We start from the raw sequence: 18777 nt of genomic DNA on the forward strand, positions 1-18777 counted from the left end.
TCGAGCGCCCCGTATGACACGTACGGTCTGGCTCAAAGCCGACGATTCGGTTGGCGACTGGGAGCAGCGGAAAAAGCGGATCACGGCGGGGCTCGAAGCCGGCGTCGACTGGGTGCTCTGTGACGCGGCCGACGTCTCGAAGGTGCGCGACCTCGGCGCGGTGTCGGTCGCGGCGTTCGTCGGCGGTGGCATCGACACCATCGGGGGCGAGAGCGAGGGCCCCGACGCGACGGTCGTCGGGAAGGGCGGTGAGGGCGACGGCACGGCCGACCTGCCACCCGACCTCTCGGGGTCGGCCGACCTCTCGGCGATCCGCCGTGACGACGCCGACGGGGCGTACGTCCGGGTGTTCAACCAGGACTACGAGTCCTTCGCCGAGGCCGCCGCGGGCGAGGCCGACTACACCTTCATCATCGGCGAGGACTGGACCATCATCCCGCTCGAGAACCTGATCGCACGCATCGGCGAGGAGACCCACCTCGTCGCCGGCGTGGAGACCGCCGACGAGGCCCGGACGGCGTTCGAGACGCTCGAAACCGGCTCCGACGGTGTGTTGCTCGATTCCGACGACCCCGACGAGATCCGGCGTACGGTCGAGATCCGCGACGAGGCCGAGCGCGAACACCTCGACCTCCAGTGGGCCGAGGTCACGGGGATCGAACAGGTCGGCTCGGCCGACCGGGTCTGCGTCGACACCGGCTCCCTGCTCTCGGACGACGAGGGGATGCTCGTGGGCTCGATGAGTCGAGGGCTGTTCTTCGTCCACGCCGAGACCGCCGAATCGCCCTACGTGGCCTCGCGGCCCTTCCGGGTGAACGCCGGCGCGGTCCACGCCTACGTCCGGACGCCGGACGGGGGCACCCAGTATCTCTCCGAGGTCAAGAGCGGCGACGAGGTCCAGGTGGTCGACACCGAGGGCCGAACCCGCGAGGCGCTGGTGGGGAGAGCGAAGATCGAGCGCCGGCCGATGTTCCGGGTCGAGGCGACGGTCGGCGCGGCGGTCGACGACGCCGAGAGCGGCGGCGAGGTCGACGGCGACCACATCGAGACCCTGCTCCAGAACGCCGAGACGATCAAGGTCGCCACGCCGGACGGCCCGAAGGCGGTGACGGACCTCGAGGTCGGCGACGAGGTCAAGGTCTACCACGAGGAGACGGCGCGCCACTTCGGCGAGGCGGTCGACGAGCGGATCGTCGAGAAGTGAGTCAGTCCCGGACCATGACCAGCGCGTTCTCGCCGTCGGCGTAGTAGCCCGGCGCGGTCTTCCGGTGGACGAAACCGAACCGGCGGTAGAGCGACTGTGCGCTCTCGTTGCTCGCACGGACCTCGAGCTTGACCGCGGTGGCACGCCGCTCGTCCATGACGTCGAGCGCGCGTGCGAGCAGGGTCGCACCGACCCCACGCCCGCGGTGGTGGGGGTCGACCGCGAGGTCCTTGACGTGGCCGAGCCGACGGCCGTGGTTCGGCACGTCGTCGGCGACGATGTAGCCGACCACCTCGTCGGTGTACGCAACCAGAAAGCCCGGGGTCCCCAGGAACCGCTCGAACGCGCGGAACGGCCACGGCTGGGGGAAGGAGGCCTTCTCGATCCGGAACACCGAGAGGAGGTCGGCCCGGACGGTCTCGCGGGTCCGCACCGCCGGTCCGTCGGCATCGGTCGCCGTCGTCATCGACGGCCGTACGGCGCGAGCGTATTTATGGCCACTGCGGGGTCAGGGCGCGCCGGTGATCACGAACTGGGCACCCTCGTCCCCGGTCGTGATCTGCCGGGTCGTCCCGGGCGAAACCCGGACCGCGTCGCCGACGTCCATCGCGACGTCCTCGTCGTCGACGGTGATCGTGGCCGCGCCGTCGACGAGCACGTAGACCTCCTCCTCGCCCTCGTCGGCGTGGTCGTGTTCGAAGCCGTCCCAGTTCGGTTCGGCGTCGAGCACGCTGACGCCGTGGTCCTCACAGCCGAGCGGGTCGCGAAGGAAGTGCAACCCCTGGGTCGATTCGGTCTCCTCGTAGTTGACTTTGGTGTACGACATCACCGACTGTGAGACACCGCGGATGAATACGCATTTTGTTCGTGGATCGACGTATCGGCTCGTCGCCACACAAGCACTATTCGGCTCGCCCCCCAACTCGGGGAGTGGAATACACGACACTCGGCGACACCGGGACGAGCGTGAGCAAGATCTGCCTCGGCTGTATGAGCTTCGGGGAGGGCGGCGACGGGATGTTCGATTGGACCGTCGGCGAGGAGCGAGCCACCGAGGTGATCGACCGCGCGATCGACCTGGGGATCAACTTCTTCGATACGGCGAACGTCTACTCCCACGGCGACAGCGAGCGGATCCTCGGCAACGCGCTCTCGGAGTACGACCGCGACGAACAGGTGGTCGCCACCAAGGTCTGGGGCGAGATGCGCGACGACGACCCCAACTCGGGCGGTCTGTCGCGAAAGACCATCGACCAGGAGCTCGACAACTCCCTCGATAGATTGGGAATGGAGACCGTCGACCTCTATCAGATCCACCGCTGGGACCCCGAGACACCGATCGAGGAGACCCTTCGCGCGCTTGACGACGCCGTGCGGCAGAACAGGACACGGTACATCGGCGCGAGTTCGATGTGGGCCCACCAGTTCGCCGACGCGCTCCACACCAGCGATTCGCTTGGCCTCGAACGGTTCGTCACGATGCAGAACCACTACAACCTCGTCTACCGCGAGGAGGAACGCGAGATGAACCCGCTGGCGGCGAAGGAGAACGTGGGGGTGATCCCCTGGAGCCCGCTCGCGGGCGGCTACCTCGCCCGCCCGCACGAACGGGCCGACGAGATGCGCGACATGACCGAGGACAGATACGACACGCCACAGGCCCGCGAGGTCAACGAGCGCGTCCAGGAGGTCGCCGACGAGGAGGGCGTGAGCATGAGCCAGATCGGCCTCGCGTGGCTGCTCTCGAAGGAGGGCGTGACCGCACCCATCTACGGCACGTCGAGCGTCGAACACCTCGAGGACGCCGTCGAGGCGGTCGAACTCGACCTCGCCGCGAGCGACGTCGAGTACCTCGAAGAACCCTACGAGCCGATGGCGGTCCTCGGTCACGAGTAGTCGTTCGTCCTCCCGGGTTCGATCGGGACGGCGGGTCAGCCGTCCGGTTCGCCGTCCGCGACCGCGCGGGTGAGTTCGAAGACCGTGTTGCCGTCGGCGTCGGTCGCCTCGATCCGGAGTTCGTAGGTCGAGCCAGCGCCGTCCGGCACGGCGAACCTCGTCCCGGCGCTGGATTCGCTCCCGCCCGCGTCGAACGACCGCTCGGCGACGGTCCGGGCGTCCCCGTCGGGGTCGGCGACGAGGCCGACGGTGACTCCCGAGAGGTCGTCGTCGGGGTCGGCGACGGTCCAGGAGACGTCGAAGACCGCCACGGTGTCGTTCGACCCGTCGGCGACGTCGAACGACTCGACGACCGGCGACCGCGACCCCGGGGTCGCGGTCGGGCTCTCGTCCCCGTCCCCCGCACCCGACTCGTCGGCGTCGGTTGGGGTGTCCGCGTCACCGGATGCAGCCGTGTCAGTCGGAGTATCCCCCTCGTCCGCCGTAGGCGTGTCAGTCGGTGTGTCCCCATCACCGTCTGCAGCCGCCTCGGTCGGTGTGCCCGCCTCGCCTGATTCATCTGCCTCATCCGACGTATCCGCCTCGGTTGGGGTGTCCGCCTCGCCCGACGCATTCGCCTCGGTCGGAGTATCCCCCTCGCCCGACGCAGGCGTGTCGGTCGGGGTCCCGGAGGCGGCTGCCGTCGGGGTGTCCGGTGCCGACGGCGCTTCCGACTCCGCGAGGGATTCCGGCGTCGGGGTTGCGGTCGCTGTCGTCGTCGCGTTCGGCGGTGCGGTAGCCGTCGTCCGGGCCGTGCTGAGGTCGGTCGTGGCGCTTCCGACGGTCGTCCGGGTTCCCGCGACGGTCGTGAGTCGCTCGGTAGCTCCGCCAGCGGTGCTCGTCGTCGGGCCGGCGGGCTCGTCCTCGGCCCCCGCACCGCCGTCCGCCAGACCGCCGAGGAACGGGAACCCGATGACGAACAGCACCGCGCCGAGCACGCTGACGACCACGATGCTGGCGACGACGGTCTCGGCACCGAGGCTCCTGTCGCTCGTCTCGCTGGGTCCCTCGTCGCCGAAGACGAACCGTCCGTCGTCGGGTCCCGTTCGGTCGTCGTCGTTGGCCATTATTCGTCTCCTGGGCGTGGGTTTCGTTCGTCGGTGATGGTCGCGGTTGGTTCGGTCGGTCTCACGGCGGGGTCAGGGATACGACCGCTGGAGGACCACCGTTCCGCTCGCGTCGCGGACCGTCATGGTGTCCGCGCCGTCGTTCCAGACCTCGTTCGCCCGGCCCCAGTAGCGCTCGGTCGCGGTGTCGGTGCCGCTCCCGGTGTAGAGGGTGACCTGCGCCCCCGGCGTGAGCGAGACGCCGTCCGGGAAGGTGTAGGTCGTGCCCGAGCTGTCGGTGACGGTCCAGCCCGAGAGGTCGAGGCCCGCGTCGCCGGTGTTCTCGTAGGTGACGTACTCGTCGTTGAGGTCGTTCGCGTCGGTGCCGTCGGCGTCGGCGCTCAGCCCGGCCACCGAGAGCTCGCCCTCCCCTGCGTCGTCGCTCTCGTCACCGTCCGCACCCGCGACGAACTGCTTTGCGATCGGGCCCACCTGGTCCTCGCTCCGCGCCGGGTCGAACGCGTTCGGCGCGGGACGCTGGAGGTGGAGGAGCTGGAAGTAGGTCGCGTGGTTGGCCTCGACGCTGTGGATCGAGAGCGCGGCCGAGAGCACGTCCTCGTTGTCGATCATGGGTGCCGCGCCGGCGTAGGCCGAGACCCCGACGGCCTCGATCCGGTCGGCGAGAGCGACGAACTCCTCCATCGAGTCGTACGGGAACTCGTAGTCGGCGGGTTCGACGGGCGTCCCGCCCAGTTTCTCGATGGTCTCCGTGAGCGCGGCGACGTGGGCCTCCTCGTGGTCCCGGACGTCCTCGATCTGCTGGTAGACCGAGTACTGCAGGGTGGGCCGGGCGAAGTAGTTCGCGACCGCCGAACCCTCGACGTCGCCCTCGGTGTGGTTGGCGAGGAACTCGTTGTAGAAGGCGGCTTCGAGGTGTTCGAGTCCCAGCGCGTAGTTCAATACGTCGACATCGCTCGGGTCGGGTCCGTCCATACCGACGACAGACAGATGACGGATAAAAGGTTATGCCAAATTCTCGCCGAAAATCGGCGGGCGCGTCCCGGGTTACCCGAGGTCGGTCTCCTCGCCGTCGACGTAGACCGAGACGTTGCCGTCGGCCTCGAAGCTCGTGATCTCGCCGGTGATGTGGTAGGCGTCGCCGCCGCCGCCGAGCCGTCCGTCGACCGTCGACCCGCTGATGACGTCGATGTCGGGGTCCTGGGTCACGCCGCTGTCGTCGATCGGCGCGCCGTAGCTCTCACCGCGGCGTTCTATCGACCCCGAGACCGTCAGCTGGTAGGTCACCCTGTCCTCCACGGACCCGCCGATGAGGACGACGTCGTGCTCCTCCTGCGGGGTGGTCTCCGTCGTGGTCGGTGTCTCGGTCGATGTCGCGGTCGGAGTTGCCGTCGAGGTCGGTGTCGGTGTTTCCGTCGGTGTCGGCGTCGGCGTTGCCGTCGTGGTCGGGGTTGGTGTTGGAGTGGCCGTCGGTGTTGGCGTGGCCGTCGGCGTCGATGTCGCGGTCGGGGTTGGCGTCGCGGTGGCCGTCGCCGTCGCGGTCGACGTTGCAGTGGACGTCGCCGTAGACGTCGCGGTGTCCGTCGCGGTCGAACCGGCGGTCGTCGTCGATGCCTCCGTCGTGGTGTTCGCCGCCGGCGCGCTGGTCGGCGAACTCGTCGCGGTTCCCGTCCCGTTTCCGGATCCACCGGCAGTCGGAGCCGGTGTCTGGTCCGCGGGTGCCGACGCGAGCTGTGAGCACCCCGCGAGTAACAGCAGCGCGACACACACGACGGCGATGACGGCTCGTTGCCTCATGCCCCTAACCAGCTAGCTTCTCGACCATAACTCCCCCGATAGGAGAAACGGGCCGTTTCCAACGTCCATCGCACCGAGATCGGCCGATCCCGACGAAATCGGCGGTCCGCCGAACCCGGTCGCCCGTCGTGGAACTCGGCCGTGACGTGGTCAGGGTTCGTCCCGGACCAGACCGACGGCGTTGCTCGGCGCGCCGACCACCGAGAGATACGTCGCGCCGACGGTGCTCTTCAGCGCGTTCGCCGCCGCACCGCGGACGACGCGCGGGCCGACCTGGCCGACCGCGCCGTCGCCGACGCTCACCAGCCAGCCCGGCGCGTCGAATCGGAACCGCTCGGGCCGGGGTTCGAACACGCCGTCGCGGTCGTCCTCGACGATCCGGGTGATGGATTTCGCCACGGTGAGCGCCTCGCGGACCGCCGACGCGGCGCTCGCGGGCACCGCCGCCCCGTCGGTGTCGGTGACCCGTGCGGCGTCGCCGACCGCGAAGGTCCCGTCCCCGAGTTCGAGGGTGTCGGGAGTCAGGGGGCGCTCGCCGCCGAGCGCGTCCGGCCCGCGGAGCCCGCCGGTCCACACCAGCTGGTCGTAGTCGAGCGCCTCGCGGTCCGCGAACTCGATGCTCGTTTCGGTCGCCCGCTCGACCGTCCGTCCGGTCTTCACCACGACCCCGCACGATTCGAGTTCGTCGTGGACCGCGTTCTGGAAGTCGACCCCGAAGTTCGGCGCGACCGCGTCGGCCTGTTCGAGGAGGGTGACCTCACAGCCGAGCCCTTCCTCGTCGACGAGCGCAGCGAGTTCACCTGCGATCTGGACCCCCGACAGCCCCGCGCCGCCGACCACGGCTCGATCCCCCGGCCCGAGTTCGAGGAACCGCTCGCGGATGCGTGCGGCGTCCGGAAGGCGCTTGAGCGGCGTGCTGTGCTCCTCGACGCCGGGGAGGTCGTAGTAGGCGGTCTCGGCCCCGAGACACACCGCGCCGACGTCGTAGTCGAGCTCCGACTCACCCGTCTCGTCTTCGAGGTGGGCTACTCCGGCCTCGTGGTCGACCCCGGTAACGCGAGCGACGCGGACCTCGGCACGGTCGAGGACGTCGTCGAGGTCGACGGTGATCCGGTCGGCGAGCGCGGGTCGGCGGACCACCCGGTGGAGTTCGTGCTGGACGAGGTGGTCGGGTCGGTCGTTGACCACGACGAGGTCGGCCGACGACGGCAGGTTCCGTTCGAGCCGGCGGGCGAGCATCAGCCCGGCGTAGCCGGCACCGAGAACGGCGACGTTCATGCGCGAGGCTTGGCTTCGCAGGGCTAAATCGTTTGAGAATACCGAAGCACGGAGTACGGACTCGACGGGCGGTCGTGGAGCCGAGTCCGACCGTTCGGCGACCCGCTCGGAACGGTGTCTTTCGAGACGGATTCGAACGGCTACCGGCACGGGAGCAGAAGGGTTTAGCCCGAAGCCGGTCGAACCCGGGCATGGTGACGTTTCTCTCCGGCGGCACCGGCACGCCGAAGCTCCTCTCCGGTGCCGACGCGGTTTTCGCCCTGGACGAGACCACGGTGGTCGCCAACACCGGCGACGACGTCGAACTCGGTGGCCTGCTGGTTTCGCCCGACCTCGATACGGTGCTCTACGACCGCGGCGGCGTGCTCGACCGCGAGCGGTGGTGGGCGGTGGCCGACGACACGACCGCGACCCACGACGAACTCCAGGAACGCTCGACGGCGGCGGGCTTCGAACCCGGGCCGCGCTACCTGCCCCCGGAAGAACAGACCGCGGGCCGCGACCTCGCGCGCTGGCGGCGGTTCTCGGGCGTCGGTGAGTTCATGCTGATCGGCGACCGCGACCGCGCGACCCACCTCCTCCGGACGAGCCTCCTCGACGAGGGACACACCCTCACCGAGACGACCCGCCGGCTCGCCGACGCCTACGAGGTCGACCTCGACCTCCTGCCGATGAGCGACGAGCCGGTGGCGACGATGGTCCACACCCCCGAGCGCGAGATCCACTTCCAGGAGTTCTGGGTGGCCGAGGGCGGCGAACCCCCAGTAGAGGACGTCGAGTTCCGGGGCGAGGAGCGCGCTGCACCCACCGACGCGGTGCTGGAGGCGCTCTCCGAACCGGTCGTGATCGGTCCCTCGAACCCCGTGACCAGCATCGGGCCGATGCTCGCGCTCGACGGGGTTCGAAAAGCCCTCGCCGAGACCACCGTGGTCGCGGTCTCGCCGTTCGTCGGCGACGAGGTCTTCTCCGGGCCGGCGGCGAAGCTCATGGAGGCGGTCGGACTGGAGGCGAGCACCGCAGGGGTCGCCGAGGCCTACCCGTTCTGTGACGCGTTCGTGCTCGACGACGGCGACGACACGCCGCTCGGCCGACCGACGGTGAAGACCGACATCACGATCGACATGCCCGAGGACTCGACGCGGGTCGCGCGCGCGGTCGACGACGCGCTCGAACTCGGGCGGGAGGCCGCGTGATGGCCGACCCCGACTTCGAGCCGCGCGTGGCGCTGGCGAGCCTCAGCGGCGAATCCGACGCGGCGTGGGCGGCGCGCGGCGCGGACCACGCCGGGCTGGCGTTCCTCGGCGGGATCGCGCTCGACGAGGGCTCGCGGCGCGCGGCGGAACGGTTGGTCGAGCGCGGTCGGAACGAGTTCCTGCCCACGGACCCCTTCGGGTTCGTCGAGCGGGAACTCCGCGCGCTCGACGATCGCCCGCTCCGGGCCGGGGTCAACGTCCGGAGCGCGACGCGTGCCCCGATCCGGAACGCCGCCGAACTCTGTGCCGACCACGACGCCATCGTCGAGATCAACGCCCACTGCCGTCAGGAGGAGCTCTGCGCGGCTGGTTGTGGCGAGACGCTCCTCAGGGACGCCCACCGGCTCTGCGAGTACGTCGAGACCGCCGCCGCGACGGGCGCGACCGTGAGCGTCAAACTCCGCGCGGAGGTGCCCGGGGTCTCGCTGCCCGAGACCGCCGGCTGGGTCGCGGCCGCCGGCGCGGACGTCCTCCACGTCGACGCGATGGACTCCGAATCCGTCGTCCGAGAGGTCTCGGAGGCCACCGACGCGTTCGTGGTCGCCAACAACGGCGTTCGCGACGCGGCGACCGTCACGGAGTACCTCGATTACGGTGCGGACGCGGTGAGCGTCGGGCGGCCGAGCGACCGGCCGGCCGTGCTCGGGCGGGTCCGCGAGGCGACCGACGCGTGGTTCGCGGCCAACGAACCGGACCTGACGGCGGGGACCGGCGGATGAGGACGACCGCCGAGAACGCCGAACTGGCCCTCCTGCTCGACGTCACGAGCACCCCGAAACCCGGCAACGTCGACCGGGCGCACGACCACGAGGACCTCCGCTTCGAGCACTTCATGGCGGGCGCGGTTGGCGCGAGCGAGGGCCTCCGGATGGCGGCGGCGGGCGAGCCGGTCGGAACCGCGTTCGAGCGCGCCGTCGAGGGGATGGCGAACCAGCGCGGCGGCAACACCCAGTTCGGCGCGTTGCTGACCCTCGTCCCGCTGGTCGCGGCGGCACGCGCTGAGGGCGGGGTCACGCCCGAGAGCGCCGCGAACGTCGTCGAATCGACCACCGTCGAGGACGCGGCGGGGTTCTACCGCGCCTTCGAACACGTCGACGTCGCCGTCGACGACCCGCCCGACGGGATGGACGCGCTCGACGTTCGACACGGGGCGGACGCGATCCCCACGCTCAGGGACCGTGAACTGACGCTCTACGACGTGCTCGCGGCGAGCGTCGAACGCGACGGCCTCGCGCGCGAGTGGGTCTCGCGGTTCCCGCGGAGCTTCGAGACCGCCGAGCGGATCGAGTCGGGCGACGGGCCGGTGCCCGACCGCGCCGCACGCGCGTACCTCGAACTCCTCGCGAGCGAACCCGACACGTTCGTGGCGACCGCTCACGACGAGGCGACCGCGCGCGAGGTCTGCGAGGCCGCGCGGGCGGTGCGCCGCGGCGAGACGAGCCCCGAGACCCTCGCCGACCAGCTCGTGGCGGCCGGCGTGAACCCGGGGACGACCGCCGACCTCGTCGCCGCCGGGCTGTTCGTCGCGCTCGAACGCGGGCTCGACGTATGACCGAACCTGGGGAGTGGCCGGTCGACCTCGACGGCGTCACCGAGTCGGTGGTAGCGACCCGGGGCCCCGAGGGAACGTGGAACTTCGCTGCGCTCGGGCTCCACGCCGGCGATCCCGTGACGGCGCGAACCTGGGGTCGCACGCGAACCCGCCGCAACGTCGAGCGCGAGGGTAGTGGGATAGTTCAGTTCGTCCACGACCCGGTGGTGTTCACCCGGAGCGCGCTCTCCGTGCTCGAACGCGACTCGCCGATCCACCCGGCGGCCGCGGCGTGGGTGCGCGTCGACGTCGAGCGCGCCGAAACGGGCGAATCCGGGGGCACCGAGTGGGTCGACTGGGAACTCGTGCCCACGGAATCGGCGGTCGAATCGACGACCGTCCCGACCACGAACCGTGGCTACGGAGCGGTCGTCGAGGCCACCGTCGCGGCCTCTCGACTGGACGTCCCGGGCTACGACACCGCCGAACTCCGGGACCGACTGGCGTTCTTCGAGGACGTCGTCGAGACCTGCGGCGGCGAGCGCGAGCGGGCCGCAATGGCGCTGATCCGCGACCGAACCGGATAACACGACGACCGAACGGCAGCCGATACGTACGTCCGGTCGCACCGCTCTCGGAACCCCTCCCCAGTCGTCCGAACGACCATCGGGAGTTATGCCGACCCGAGCCAATAGGTGACGCATGTCACATTCGGTCGACGACGAGTTGAGTGACGCCGACGAGAACGTCCATCACGTCTGGGACAACTCCCTCGAACCGGCGCTCACGGTCGAACCGGGCGACGTCGTCGGGTTCGAGTGCCGGGACGCGCTCGACGGCCAAGTCATACCGGGATCGGGCGTCGAGGACATGCGCGATGCGAGCTTCGACCCGGTCCACCCGCTGACCGGGCCGGTCTACGTCGAGGGTGCCGAACCCGGCGACGTCCTCGCGGTCGAACTCCTCGACTTCGAACACAAGGGCTGGGGTTTCACGGGCTTCATGCCCGGCGAGATGGGGCTCGGTCTCCTTCCGGAGGACTTCCCCGACCCCGGGCTCCACATCTGGGACCTCGCCGACGGGGTGGGAGCGTTCGTGAACGGCATCGAGGTTCCGCTCGATCCCTTCCCCGGGATCATCGGGACGGCACCGGGCGACGCGGGCGAACACGATACCCTCCCGCCGCGCGACACCGGCGGGAACATGGACGTGAAACAGATGACCGCGGGCTCGACGGTCTATCTGCCCGTGGAGTGTCCGGGCGCGCTGTTCTCGACCGCGGACTGTCACGCCGCCCAGGGCGACGGTGAGGTATGTGTGACGGGCATAGAGGCACCGATGTTCGTCACCGCGCGCTTCGAGGTGCGAACGGACATGGAGATCGAACAGCCGCAGGTGCGGTCCGACCACCCCTACACGCCGACCGGACGCGACGAGCCGATGCACGGCACGACCGGCATCGCGCCCGACCTGATGGACGCGACGAAGCTCGCGGTCCGCCACATGATCGACCACCTCGAAGCCGAGCGGGGTCTCACTCGCGGCGAGGCCTACATCCTGTGTTCGGCCGCCGTCGACCTCAAGATCAGCGAGGTCGTCGACGCGCCGAACTGGACGGTGACGGCGTTCGTCGCCGACAGCCTCTTCGAGTAGGGTTCCGCGGTCGAGAGCGCGTCGTTTATACGCCGCGCGAGAAAAGTCGGCCCATGGCCATCAAACCCGCCTACATCAAGAAGACGGCGAACGAGCTGCTCGAACGGTACCCCGACGCGTTCTCGACGGACTTCGAGCACAACAAGGAGAGCGTCACCGCGCTCACCAACGTCCAGTCGAAGGGCGTCCGCAACCGGATCGCGGGCTACGTCTCCCGCAAGCGCCAGTCCGAGGCCGCGGCCGCCTGAGCCGGCCGTGCCCGGCGTGATTTACGCCGATCAGAACCGTTTTCCCCTGGTTTGTCCTACCACGGGGAATGACAACGCGAGTCGGTATTCTCGGTGCGACCGGAGCCGTCGGCCAGCGCCTCGTCCAGCTCCTCGACCCCCACCCCGAGTTCGAGATCGCCTGCGTGACCGCGAGCGACGACAGCGCCGGTCGACCCTACGGCGAGGCCGCGAACTGGCGGATCGACGTCCCGATGCCCGACGCGCTCGCCGACCTCGACGTGGCTCGAACGGAGCCCGACGCGATCCCCGACGACGTTCCCCTGTTGTTCTCCTCGCTCCCGTCGGCGGTCGGCGAGCGCGTCGAACCGCCGCTCTGTGAGGCGGGCTACGTGGTCTCCTCGAACTCCTCGAACGACCGGATGGCCGACGACGTCCCGCTCACTATCCCGGAGGTCAACGGCGACCACCTCGACCTGATCGAGGTCCAGCGCGACTCCCGTGACTGGGACGGCGCGCTCGTGAAGAACCCCAACTGTTCGACCATCACGGCGGTGCCGCCGCTCGCGGCGCTCGCCGAGTTCGGGCTCGAAACCGCCCACGTCGCCACGATGCAGGCGGTCTCCGGCGGGGGCTACTCCGGCGTGACCTCGATGGAGATCATCGACAACGTCCTCCCCCACATCGGCGGCGAGGAGGAGAAGGTCGAGACCGAACCCACGAAGCTCCTCGGCGAGTTCGACGGCGCGGAGGTCAAGCGCCACGAGGTCGACATCGCCGCCTCCTGCAACCGCGTCGCGACGGTCGACGGCCACCTCGAAAGCGTCTGGGCCGACACGCGGGAGGACATCACTGCCGACGACGCCGCCCGCGCGATGCGCGAGCTTCCCGCCCTCGACCTCCACAGCTCGCCCGACCAGTTCATCGAGGTCTTCGAGGACCCCGACCGCCCCCAGCCCCGGCTCGACCGGATGGTCGGCGGCGGGATGAGCGTCGCGGCGGGCGGCCTCCGCGAGACGACCCGCGGTGTGCAGTTCAACTGCCTCGCCCACAACACCCTCCGCGGCGCGGCGGGCGCGAGCGTGCTGAACGGCGAACTCCTCGTCGAGCGCGGCTGGGTCTGAACGCCCTTCCCGCCGTCGCCCCGTCGTCGTTCCCGTCGGTCCTGAACCAGCACGGACCGGTCGTTGTCGACGGATCCACGCCGTATTTGACGCCGGCCCGACCACGACCGATATGACCCCACACGCCCGCTCGAACGTTCGCGCCACCAGTGGCGCGACATGAGCGGCGTCGTCGCACCGTTCACCGACGCGATCCTGCCGATCGTCGCGATCGCCGCGGTCGGCTACCTCCTCGGTCGCCGAACCGACCTCTCGGTCGAGCCGCTCAACACGGTGGCGCTGACGTTCTTCCTCCCGGCGCTGGTCTTTCACGGGATCGCCACCACCGACCTGAGCGGCGACACGGTGGTCAAACTGGTCGGGGGCGTGCTCGCCTACGTCTTCGTCCTGATGGGGATCGCCTACGTCGGCGGGCGGGCGCTCGACGTCCCCGAGGCGCTTCTGCCGGCGATCGCCCTGTCGAGCGCGTTCCCGAACTCGGGGTTCGTCGGGATCCCGCTCACGGGTTTCGTCTTCGGCGACATCGGGCGCACCACCGCGACCCTCTTCCTCACGACCCAGAGCGTGGTGCTCTACACGCTCGGGGTCTACGTTGTCTCCTCGGAGGGCGAGAACGCCGCCATGGAGGCGGTTCGGGAGGTCTTCCGGCTCCCGCTGGTCTACGCTGTGATCGCCGCGGCGGCGTTTCGCGCGCTGGGCCTCGTCCCGCCCGTCGACGGGACGTTCATGACCACCGTCGATTCGGTGGGGTCGGCATCGATCCCGCTGATGCTCACCGTCGTGGGGATCCAGCTCTCGGAGGTCGAACTCGGGGCGCTCCGGCACACCCTCTTCCCGGCGGGGCTCAAACTCGCGGTCGCGCCCGTCGTCGGCGCGGCGCTCGCGCTCGCAGTCGGCTTCTCGGACCCGCGGGTGAGCAACGTCTTCGTCATCGAGTGTGCGACCCCCGCGGCGGTCACGCCGCTCGCGCTCATCATCGCCTACGGCGAGACCCCCGAGGAGGGGATTTCGGCCGCCGAGTTCACGAGTACGGTGATATTCGTGACCACCGTCCTGAGCGTCGTCGTCCTCACCGGGCTCGTCGTCGGGGTCCGGAACGGCTGGCTGTTCTGAGCCCCGACGGGTCCGCGGCGCTCCCGTTCAGAGCACTTGGTTCTTCAGGTCCTCGTACTCGCCGGTTTCGTCGACCCGCTCGACGTTCTCCGCCACGATGTCGGCGAGGCGTTCGTAGTACATCGGGGTGTTGCCGGTGTTGTGCGGCGTGATGAGGACGTTCTCGAACTTCCAGAGCTGGTGGTCGGCGGGCAGCGGTTCGGGGTCGGTGACGTCGAGCGCCGCGCCGCCGATGGCGTTGTCGTGGAGCGCCGCCACCAGCGCGTCGGTGTCGACCACCGGCCCGCGCGCGACGTTCACGAGGAACGCCTCGGGCGAGAGCGTGGCGAACTCCTCCTCGCCGATCAGGCCTTCGGTCCCCTCGTTCAGCGGCACGGCGAGCACGACGCTGTCGGTCCGCGCGAGCGCGTCGTGCAGTTCGTCGGTGCCGAGGACCTCGTCCGTCGGCCCGCCCTTCTCGGGCGAGTGACGCACGCCGATGGTGTGGACGTCGAATCCCGAGAGCCGTTCGACGATCGCGTTTCCGATCGCGCCGAGACCGACGACCGTGACCGTCGATCCGGCGAACTCCCGTGTGGGATAGGCACGCCACTCGTGCTGTTGCTGTCGTCGCCAGCCCTCGTAGTGGCGACGGGTGAGCGAGAGGAGGAAGCCGAGGACGTCCTCCGCGATGTTCGGGCCGTGGACGCCCGAAGCGCTCGTCACAGCGACGTCGTGCTCGTCGAGCGCGTCCATCGGGAGGTGGCCGTAGCCCGCCGAGAAACCCGCGAACAGCCGAAGGTTCCCGGCGTGGTCGAGCAGCTCCTCGTCGATGACCTGGCCGACCACGATGGGGGCGTCCTCGATGAGGTCGCGCTCCTCGGCCGGCGTCGCCGCACACTCGATCCCGTGGTCGGGCAGGCGCTCGCGGAGCGCCATCGCCAACTCGCTGCTCGACAGCCCGTGGATCCCCTTTCGAAGCACGATGATGTCCGGATCCGTCATTCGCTGGCCGCTCCTGTTTCCATGCACGCGCTTCGACGGCTACGGATGTTATACCTCCCGGAAGTCAGGCGGGCCGTCGCCAACGGGTAGACATTTATCCACGGCGGCGGGCGAGACGGTATGGAGCGGATCGATGTTGCGGTCGTCGGTGGTGGACCCGCCGGAAGCTCGGCGGGGCGAGCCGCGGCCAGGCAGGGAGCCGAGACGGTGGTGCTCGAAAAGGGGGTCCCGCGCGAGGACCGCGACCGCCCGGGGCCGGACTCGACCGACGCCGCCGGGATGCTCGACTACTGGGTCGACCTGATGGACCTCCCCGAACCGGTCCCCGACGACGTGATCCTCCGGGAGCTCGACGGCGCGACCTTCGCGGGGCCCACAGAACGGATCACCATCCGGGAGACGGGCATGAAGAGTTCGTACCCGAACTTCGGGTTCACCTTCCACCGCGCGCGCTTCGACGACTGGCTCCGCGAGCGCTGTGAGGCCGCGGGCGCGGAGTATCGCGTCGGCAAGAGCGTCCGAAACGTCGACGTCGACCCCCGGGGTGGACACGTCCTCACGCTCGCGAACGGTCACGAGATCGAGGCCGAATACCTGATCCTCGCCGACGGGCCACAGCGTACCGTCACGAGAGGCGTGCTCTCGGAGTTCGTCGGCGAGAGTCGATTGGAGGGGCTCTCCTCGCGCCGGGCGAACCACATCGCCTATCAGGAATATCGGGAGTTTCCGCCCGAACTCTTCCCCGAGGACCGGATCGTCTTCTGGTGGGGAGCGATGCCCGGCCACACCGCCTACCCGTGGGTGTTCCCGAACGACGGCAACGTCGCGCGCGTGGGGCTGACGATGCCGATCGGGCTCGACATCGACGCGGTCGAGAACCGGGAGGACTATCGACTCCTCGAACCCGACGACGACTCGATCCCCTCGGGTTCGGAGTACATCCGCCGACTTCTCGAGAGCGAGTACCCCGACTACGACCTCGAGGACTTCCCGATCGTCGAGGACCGTGGGAAGCGAAAGGGCGTCGAGTCCTACCCGATCTCCTCGACGAAGCCGATCGACTCCCCCGTCGGCGCGAAGGTCGCCGTCGCGGGCGGTGCGATGGGCACCACCTCCGCGTTCCACGAGGGTGGCGACCACGTCGCGGTGCGGACGGGGAAGATCGCGGGTTCGCTCGCCGGCGCGGGCGCGCTCTCGGCCTACAACCGCGAGTGGAAGCGCGCGGTCGGCGACGAACTCGGGCGGAACGTCGCGATGGCCGACGTGGTCGGCGGGTTCGGGCCCGACGACTGGGACCGGACCTTCGGGGCGGTCGGTCGGATGATGAAGGACGGGCGGTACAGCCCGCTGCGCGTGCCGCGGGCGGGGCGTGCGGGGCTGTCGGTGTTCGCGAAGTACGAACGCGCCCGGCTCGGCTACCGCAACGGCGGTTACGTCCAGATCGAGGAGTCGGAGTACGCGATATGACATCCTCCCCGCCGTGAAACGGCAGGGTTTCCCTTCCGAGGTGGGATATTATAGTTCGCAGTCCATCTGTTCACGCGGGAGAAAATCTCCTCGCGCTTTGTCGGCCTACCGCCTCGGCACGGGATTCTCTCGCTGAATTAAGATAGCAAAGGGATTTGAGGTGGCGGCGGCAAGGACCCCTGCACGCCGTTGTCCCCGCCCGAGCACGTCCACACGGGCGCGATGACGCGCGGCGAACCCCGGCGTGCGATAGTCGGTACTGGTTGCGCGTCGCGCAACCGAACCTGGAACCGGCGGAAGCCGGTGACACGGGGTGCGCATAGCGCACCCGAACGTGGAGTCGGCGGAAGCCGACGACACAGGTCGTGCATCGCACGACCGAACGCGAGGCCGGCACGCGCCGGCCGAGGATGGTCGCCGACGACCCGCCCGGCATAGGGTTTTCCGGCCGAGACGGCACACCGCCCGCGATGAGGCCGGTGGTTAGTGTTCCGGGCGACACTCCACTAACAGTAGCGAACGGCTCGTCACTTCTCGAAAGGGCGGCCCACGACGTGTTTTCCGCCGACCACCCGTCCGTTGGCGTGTGCGTTACTCCCAGCAGCGGGCAGGGCGGACGTCCACGTGGAGCCACGCTCAAGTCGTTCCCGCCCGAAGACGGAACGAGTTCACCTCCCCGCCATGCCCCACGCTCACTCGACGGCGAAACTGCTCGTCATCCCCTCCGTGGTCGCGCTCCAGTTCTCACCACCGGAGTTCGAGGACGCGCTCTCGTACTTCGAACCGGACGCCCTCCTCGTCCTCGGTCCCCGGGAACACGCCTACACGACGGTTGCCTTCGACCACCTCACCGACGACTCCGTCCCCGTCGTGTTCGACCCGCTCGACGCCTCCCTCCCCGACGACTACCGAGCGTTCACGTCGAACGGCGTCGACGTGGTCTTCGCGAACACCACCGCCGATATCGAATCCCTCCACGAGGGTGAGACGGATGGTTCGCTCGATTCCGACACGGAGACCTACGTCGTGAGCGGACTCCTCGATATCGATATCGATACCGACGCGCTTTCGACCACCCTCACCGGTCGATCCGAATACCGGAGAGCACTCTCACCGAGCGAGCGTGACGGGTCGTACACGCATCTGGTCACGAGGATCGAGGCCGGCTACGCCTACACCTGGGACGACCTCCGGGTCCGCGGCATCGGCCTCCAGGACGGGGCTGGATTGCCGCCGCTGACCTGCTTCACACTCGATACAGCGGGGCACACGACGGCCGAGTCACTCGATCCCGGCAAACTGGGGCTTCGCGCCATCCACGGCGTCGGGCCGACGACCGAGGACCGACTCCGAACGGCGGGGCTCTCCACCACCGACGACATCGCCACCACGCCCGTCGAGGAGTTGGCCGAGATCAGGGGTATCGGCCCGAGGACGGGCGAGACGATCCGCTCGAACGCGCGGGCGTTCTCGGAGGGGCGGGTCATCCGAACCAGCGAGACGCCGCTTCCGGGTCGGGACCCCGTCTTCATCGATATCGAGACGGACGGGCTCAACCCGACGATCGCGTGGCTGATCGGCGTGCAGGACGGCATCGACGGCGACTACGTCTCGTTCGTCCAGCCCGACCCGGACGACCCGGGGAAAGCGGTTCGTGCGTTCGTGCGCTGGTACACGGCGAACGCTTCCGATCGGACGCTCATCGCGTGGAACGGCTGGAACTTCGACTTTCCCGTCCTCCGGGAGCAGATCACCGCCCACTGTCCACAGCATCTCGACGCCTGGAAACGCGCCTCGAAACGCGACCCGCTTCGATGGGCCCGCGACCACGACAACGCCGTCCTCCCCGGTCGAACGAACAAACTCGAACACGTCGCCGGCGCGCTCGGCTGGGAGCACGACGACACGGGCCTCTCGGGGGCCGCCGTCGGGCGCGCCTACCGCCGCTGGATGGAGACCAGGCGTCCGGACGACGAACTCGACTGGGAGCGCCACGAGCGCTACTGCGAGGACGACGTCCGCTCGCTCGCGTTCATCTACGAGGCGATGCGTGAGGCGAACCGGCTCGCGGCGACGAACGACGATCGGTCCCAGCCAGTCGGTGAAACCACTGAACAGGGTACCCTCGGGGACATCTACTGAAGGCT

General features: G+C 69.4%; 20 protein-coding genes. 12 read left to right on the forward strand and 8 right to left on the reverse strand.

Annotated elements, in window-relative coordinates; all coding sequences use genetic code 11:
- The first annotated feature begins 13 nt into the window (after window positions 1–13).
- Window positions 14–1204, forward strand: a complete 1191-nt coding sequence (locus C447_RS07460; protein WP_007692499.1) for a 3-dehydroquinate synthase II — start codon at window positions 14–16, stop codon at window positions 1202–1204.
- Window position 1205: 1 nt separating this feature from the next.
- Here C447_RS07460 and rimI read toward each other — a convergent pair whose 3' ends face one another.
- Both rimI and C447_RS07470 read right to left on the reverse strand, forming a co-directional pair.
- The gene (rimI, locus tag C447_RS07465; RefSeq protein ID WP_007692503.1) at window positions 1206–1670 is read right to left on the reverse strand and encodes a ribosomal protein S18-alanine N-acetyltransferase; all 465 of its coding nucleotides are present in this window, start codon (window positions 1668–1670) and stop codon (window positions 1206–1208) included.
- Between the two features lie 42 nt (window positions 1671–1712).
- Complete coding sequence (locus tag C447_RS07470; protein WP_007692505.1) at window positions 1713–2030, reverse strand: cupin domain-containing protein; 318 nt, start codon at window positions 2028–2030, stop codon at window positions 1713–1715.
- Between the two features lie 104 nt (window positions 2031–2134).
- Here C447_RS07470 and C447_RS07475 point away from each other — a divergent pair, with 104 nt between their 5' ends.
- Complete coding sequence (locus tag C447_RS07475) at window positions 2135–3100, forward strand: aldo/keto reductase (protein ID WP_007692507.1); 966 nt, start codon at window positions 2135–2137, stop codon at window positions 3098–3100.
- 35 nt (window positions 3101–3135) lie between these two features.
- On the opposite strand, the gene C447_RS07480 is transcribed toward C447_RS07475, so the two are convergent.
- The 5 genes from C447_RS07480 to C447_RS07500 form a co-directional block, all read right to left on the reverse strand.
- Window positions 3136–4206 carry a hypothetical protein gene (locus C447_RS07480; protein ID WP_007692509.1) on the reverse strand — a complete coding sequence of 357 codons (1071 nt, stop codon included), beginning with the start codon at window positions 4204–4206 and terminating at the stop codon, window positions 3136–3138.
- A 72-nt stretch (window positions 4207–4278) separates the two neighbouring features.
- Window positions 4279–5178: a ferritin-like domain-containing protein gene (locus C447_RS07485; RefSeq protein WP_007692512.1), complete on the reverse strand. Its 900-nt coding sequence runs from the start codon at window positions 5176–5178 to the stop codon at window positions 4279–4281.
- A 72-nt stretch (window positions 5179–5250) separates the two neighbouring features.
- Window positions 5251–5490 (reverse strand): hypothetical protein, encoded by a 240-nt coding sequence (locus C447_RS07490; protein WP_007692514.1) that lies wholly within the window; start codon window positions 5488–5490, stop codon window positions 5251–5253.
- Window positions 5444–5944 carry a hypothetical protein gene (locus C447_RS07495; protein ID WP_007692517.1) on the reverse strand — a complete coding sequence of 167 codons (501 nt, stop codon included), beginning with the start codon at window positions 5942–5944 and terminating at the stop codon, window positions 5444–5446. The genes C447_RS07490 and C447_RS07495 overlap by 47 nt, the downstream gene beginning before the upstream one ends.
- Window positions 5945–6150: 206 nt before the next feature.
- A complete protein-coding gene (locus C447_RS07500; protein WP_007692519.1) occupies window positions 6151–7278 on the reverse strand; it encodes an NAD(P)/FAD-dependent oxidoreductase in 1128 nt (375 codons plus the stop codon).
- Between the two features lie 191 nt (window positions 7279–7469).
- Here C447_RS07500 and cofD point away from each other — a divergent pair, with 191 nt between their 5' ends.
- The 8 genes from cofD to C447_RS07540 all read left to right on the forward strand — a co-directional run bounded on the left by cofD (window position 7470) and on the right by C447_RS07540 (window position 14179).
- Window positions 7470–8471, forward strand: coding sequence for a 2-phospho-L-lactate transferase (gene cofD / locus C447_RS07505; protein ID WP_007692521.1), 1002 nt, complete (start codon window positions 7470–7472; stop codon window positions 8469–8471).
- Window positions 8471–9250: a tRNA-dihydrouridine synthase gene (locus C447_RS07510; RefSeq protein ID WP_007692522.1), complete on the forward strand. Its 780-nt coding sequence runs from the start codon at window positions 8471–8473 to the stop codon at window positions 9248–9250. The genes cofD and C447_RS07510 overlap by 1 nt, the downstream gene beginning before the upstream one ends.
- Complete coding sequence (locus C447_RS07515) at window positions 9247–10083, forward strand: triphosphoribosyl-dephospho-CoA synthase (protein ID WP_007692523.1); 837 nt, start codon at window positions 9247–9249, stop codon at window positions 10081–10083. Before C447_RS07510 ends, C447_RS07515 begins: the two co-directional genes overlap by 4 nt.
- The gene (locus tag C447_RS07520; RefSeq protein WP_007692524.1) at window positions 10080–10649 is read left to right on the forward strand and encodes a DUF447 domain-containing protein; all 570 of its coding nucleotides are present in this window, start codon (window positions 10080–10082) and stop codon (window positions 10647–10649) included. The genes C447_RS07515 and C447_RS07520 overlap by 4 nt, the downstream gene beginning before the upstream one ends.
- Window positions 10650–10764: 115 nt before the next feature.
- The gene (locus C447_RS07525) at window positions 10765–11715 is read left to right on the forward strand and encodes an acetamidase/formamidase family protein (protein ID WP_007692525.1); all 951 of its coding nucleotides are present in this window, start codon (window positions 10765–10767) and stop codon (window positions 11713–11715) included.
- A 53-nt stretch (window positions 11716–11768) separates the two neighbouring features.
- Window positions 11769–11963, forward strand: coding sequence for a 30S ribosomal protein S17e (locus C447_RS07530; RefSeq protein ID WP_007692526.1), 195 nt, complete (start codon window positions 11769–11771; stop codon window positions 11961–11963).
- Window positions 11964–12031: 68 nt separating this feature from the next.
- Window positions 12032–13066 carry an aspartate-semialdehyde dehydrogenase gene (asd, locus tag C447_RS07535; RefSeq protein ID WP_007692528.1) on the forward strand — a complete coding sequence of 345 codons (1035 nt, stop codon included), beginning with the start codon at window positions 12032–12034 and terminating at the stop codon, window positions 13064–13066.
- 159 nt (window positions 13067–13225) lie between these two features.
- Window positions 13226–14179: an AEC family transporter gene (locus tag C447_RS07540; protein WP_007692530.1), complete on the forward strand. Its 954-nt coding sequence runs from the start codon at window positions 13226–13228 to the stop codon at window positions 14177–14179.
- Between the two features lie 27 nt (window positions 14180–14206).
- On the opposite strand, the gene C447_RS07545 is transcribed toward C447_RS07540, so the two are convergent.
- Window positions 14207–15163, reverse strand: coding sequence for a D-2-hydroxyacid dehydrogenase (locus tag C447_RS07545; RefSeq protein ID WP_007692532.1), 957 nt, complete (start codon window positions 15161–15163; stop codon window positions 14207–14209).
- A gap of 120 nt (window positions 15164–15283) precedes the next feature.
- On the opposite strand from C447_RS07545, the gene C447_RS07550 reads away from it, so the two are divergent.
- Both C447_RS07550 and C447_RS07555 read left to right on the forward strand, forming a co-directional pair.
- Window positions 15284–16630 carry an NAD(P)/FAD-dependent oxidoreductase gene (locus C447_RS07550; protein WP_007692533.1) on the forward strand — a complete coding sequence of 449 codons (1347 nt, stop codon included), beginning with the start codon at window positions 15284–15286 and terminating at the stop codon, window positions 16628–16630.
- A 681-nt stretch (window positions 16631–17311) separates the two neighbouring features.
- Window positions 17312–18772: a ribonuclease H-like domain-containing protein gene (locus tag C447_RS07555; protein ID WP_007692535.1), complete on the forward strand. Its 1461-nt coding sequence runs from the start codon at window positions 17312–17314 to the stop codon at window positions 18770–18772.
- Window positions 18773–18777: the final 5 nt, after the last annotated feature.

This window comes from Halococcus hamelinensis 100A6 (genome assembly GCF_000336675.1).
Taxonomy (GTDB): Archaea; Halobacteriota; Halobacteria; order Halobacteriales; family Halococcaceae; genus Halococcus; species Halococcus hamelinensis.

Coding starts and splice junctions, on each gene's coding strand:
- C447_RS07470 (WP_007692505.1), bottom strand. CDS start 2,030: ATGTCGTACACCAAAGTCAACTACGAGGAGACCGAATCGACCCAGGGG.
- C447_RS07530 (WP_007692526.1), top strand. CDS start 11,769: ATGGCCATCAAACCCGCCTACATCAAGAAGACGGCGAACGAGCTGCTC.
- C447_RS07485 (WP_007692512.1), bottom strand. CDS start 5,178: ATGGACGGACCCGACCCGAGCGATGTCGACGTATTGAACTACGCGCTG.
- C447_RS07480 (WP_007692509.1), bottom strand. CDS start 4,206: ATGGCCAACGACGACGACCGAACGGGACCCGACGACGGACGGTTCGTC.
- cofD (WP_007692521.1), top strand. CDS start 7,470: ATGGTGACGTTTCTCTCCGGCGGCACCGGCACGCCGAAGCTCCTCTCC.
- C447_RS07555 (WP_007692535.1), top strand. CDS start 17,312: ATGCCCCACGCTCACTCGACGGCGAAACTGCTCGTCATCCCCTCCGTG.
- C447_RS07500 (WP_007692519.1), bottom strand. CDS start 7,278: ATGAACGTCGCCGTTCTCGGTGCCGGCTACGCCGGGCTGATGCTCGCC.
- C447_RS07525 (WP_007692525.1), top strand. CDS start 10,765: ATGTCACATTCGGTCGACGACGAGTTGAGTGACGCCGACGAGAACGTC.
- C447_RS07545 (WP_007692532.1), bottom strand. CDS start 15,163: ATGACGGATCCGGACATCATCGTGCTTCGAAAGGGGATCCACGGGCTG.
- asd (WP_007692528.1), top strand. CDS start 12,032: ATGACAACGCGAGTCGGTATTCTCGGTGCGACCGGAGCCGTCGGCCAG.
- C447_RS07515 (WP_007692523.1), top strand. CDS start 9,247: ATGAGGACGACCGCCGAGAACGCCGAACTGGCCCTCCTGCTCGACGTC.
- C447_RS07460 (WP_007692499.1), top strand. CDS start 14: ATGACACGTACGGTCTGGCTCAAAGCCGACGATTCGGTTGGCGACTGG.
- C447_RS07520 (WP_007692524.1), top strand. CDS start 10,080: ATGACCGAACCTGGGGAGTGGCCGGTCGACCTCGACGGCGTCACCGAG.
- C447_RS07550 (WP_007692533.1), top strand. CDS start 15,284: ATGGAGCGGATCGATGTTGCGGTCGTCGGTGGTGGACCCGCCGGAAGC.
- rimI (WP_007692503.1), bottom strand. CDS start 1,670: ATGACGACGGCGACCGATGCCGACGGACCGGCGGTGCGGACCCGCGAG.
- C447_RS07510 (WP_007692522.1), top strand. CDS start 8,471: ATGGCCGACCCCGACTTCGAGCCGCGCGTGGCGCTGGCGAGCCTCAGC.
- C447_RS07540 (WP_007692530.1), top strand. CDS start 13,226: ATGAGCGGCGTCGTCGCACCGTTCACCGACGCGATCCTGCCGATCGTC.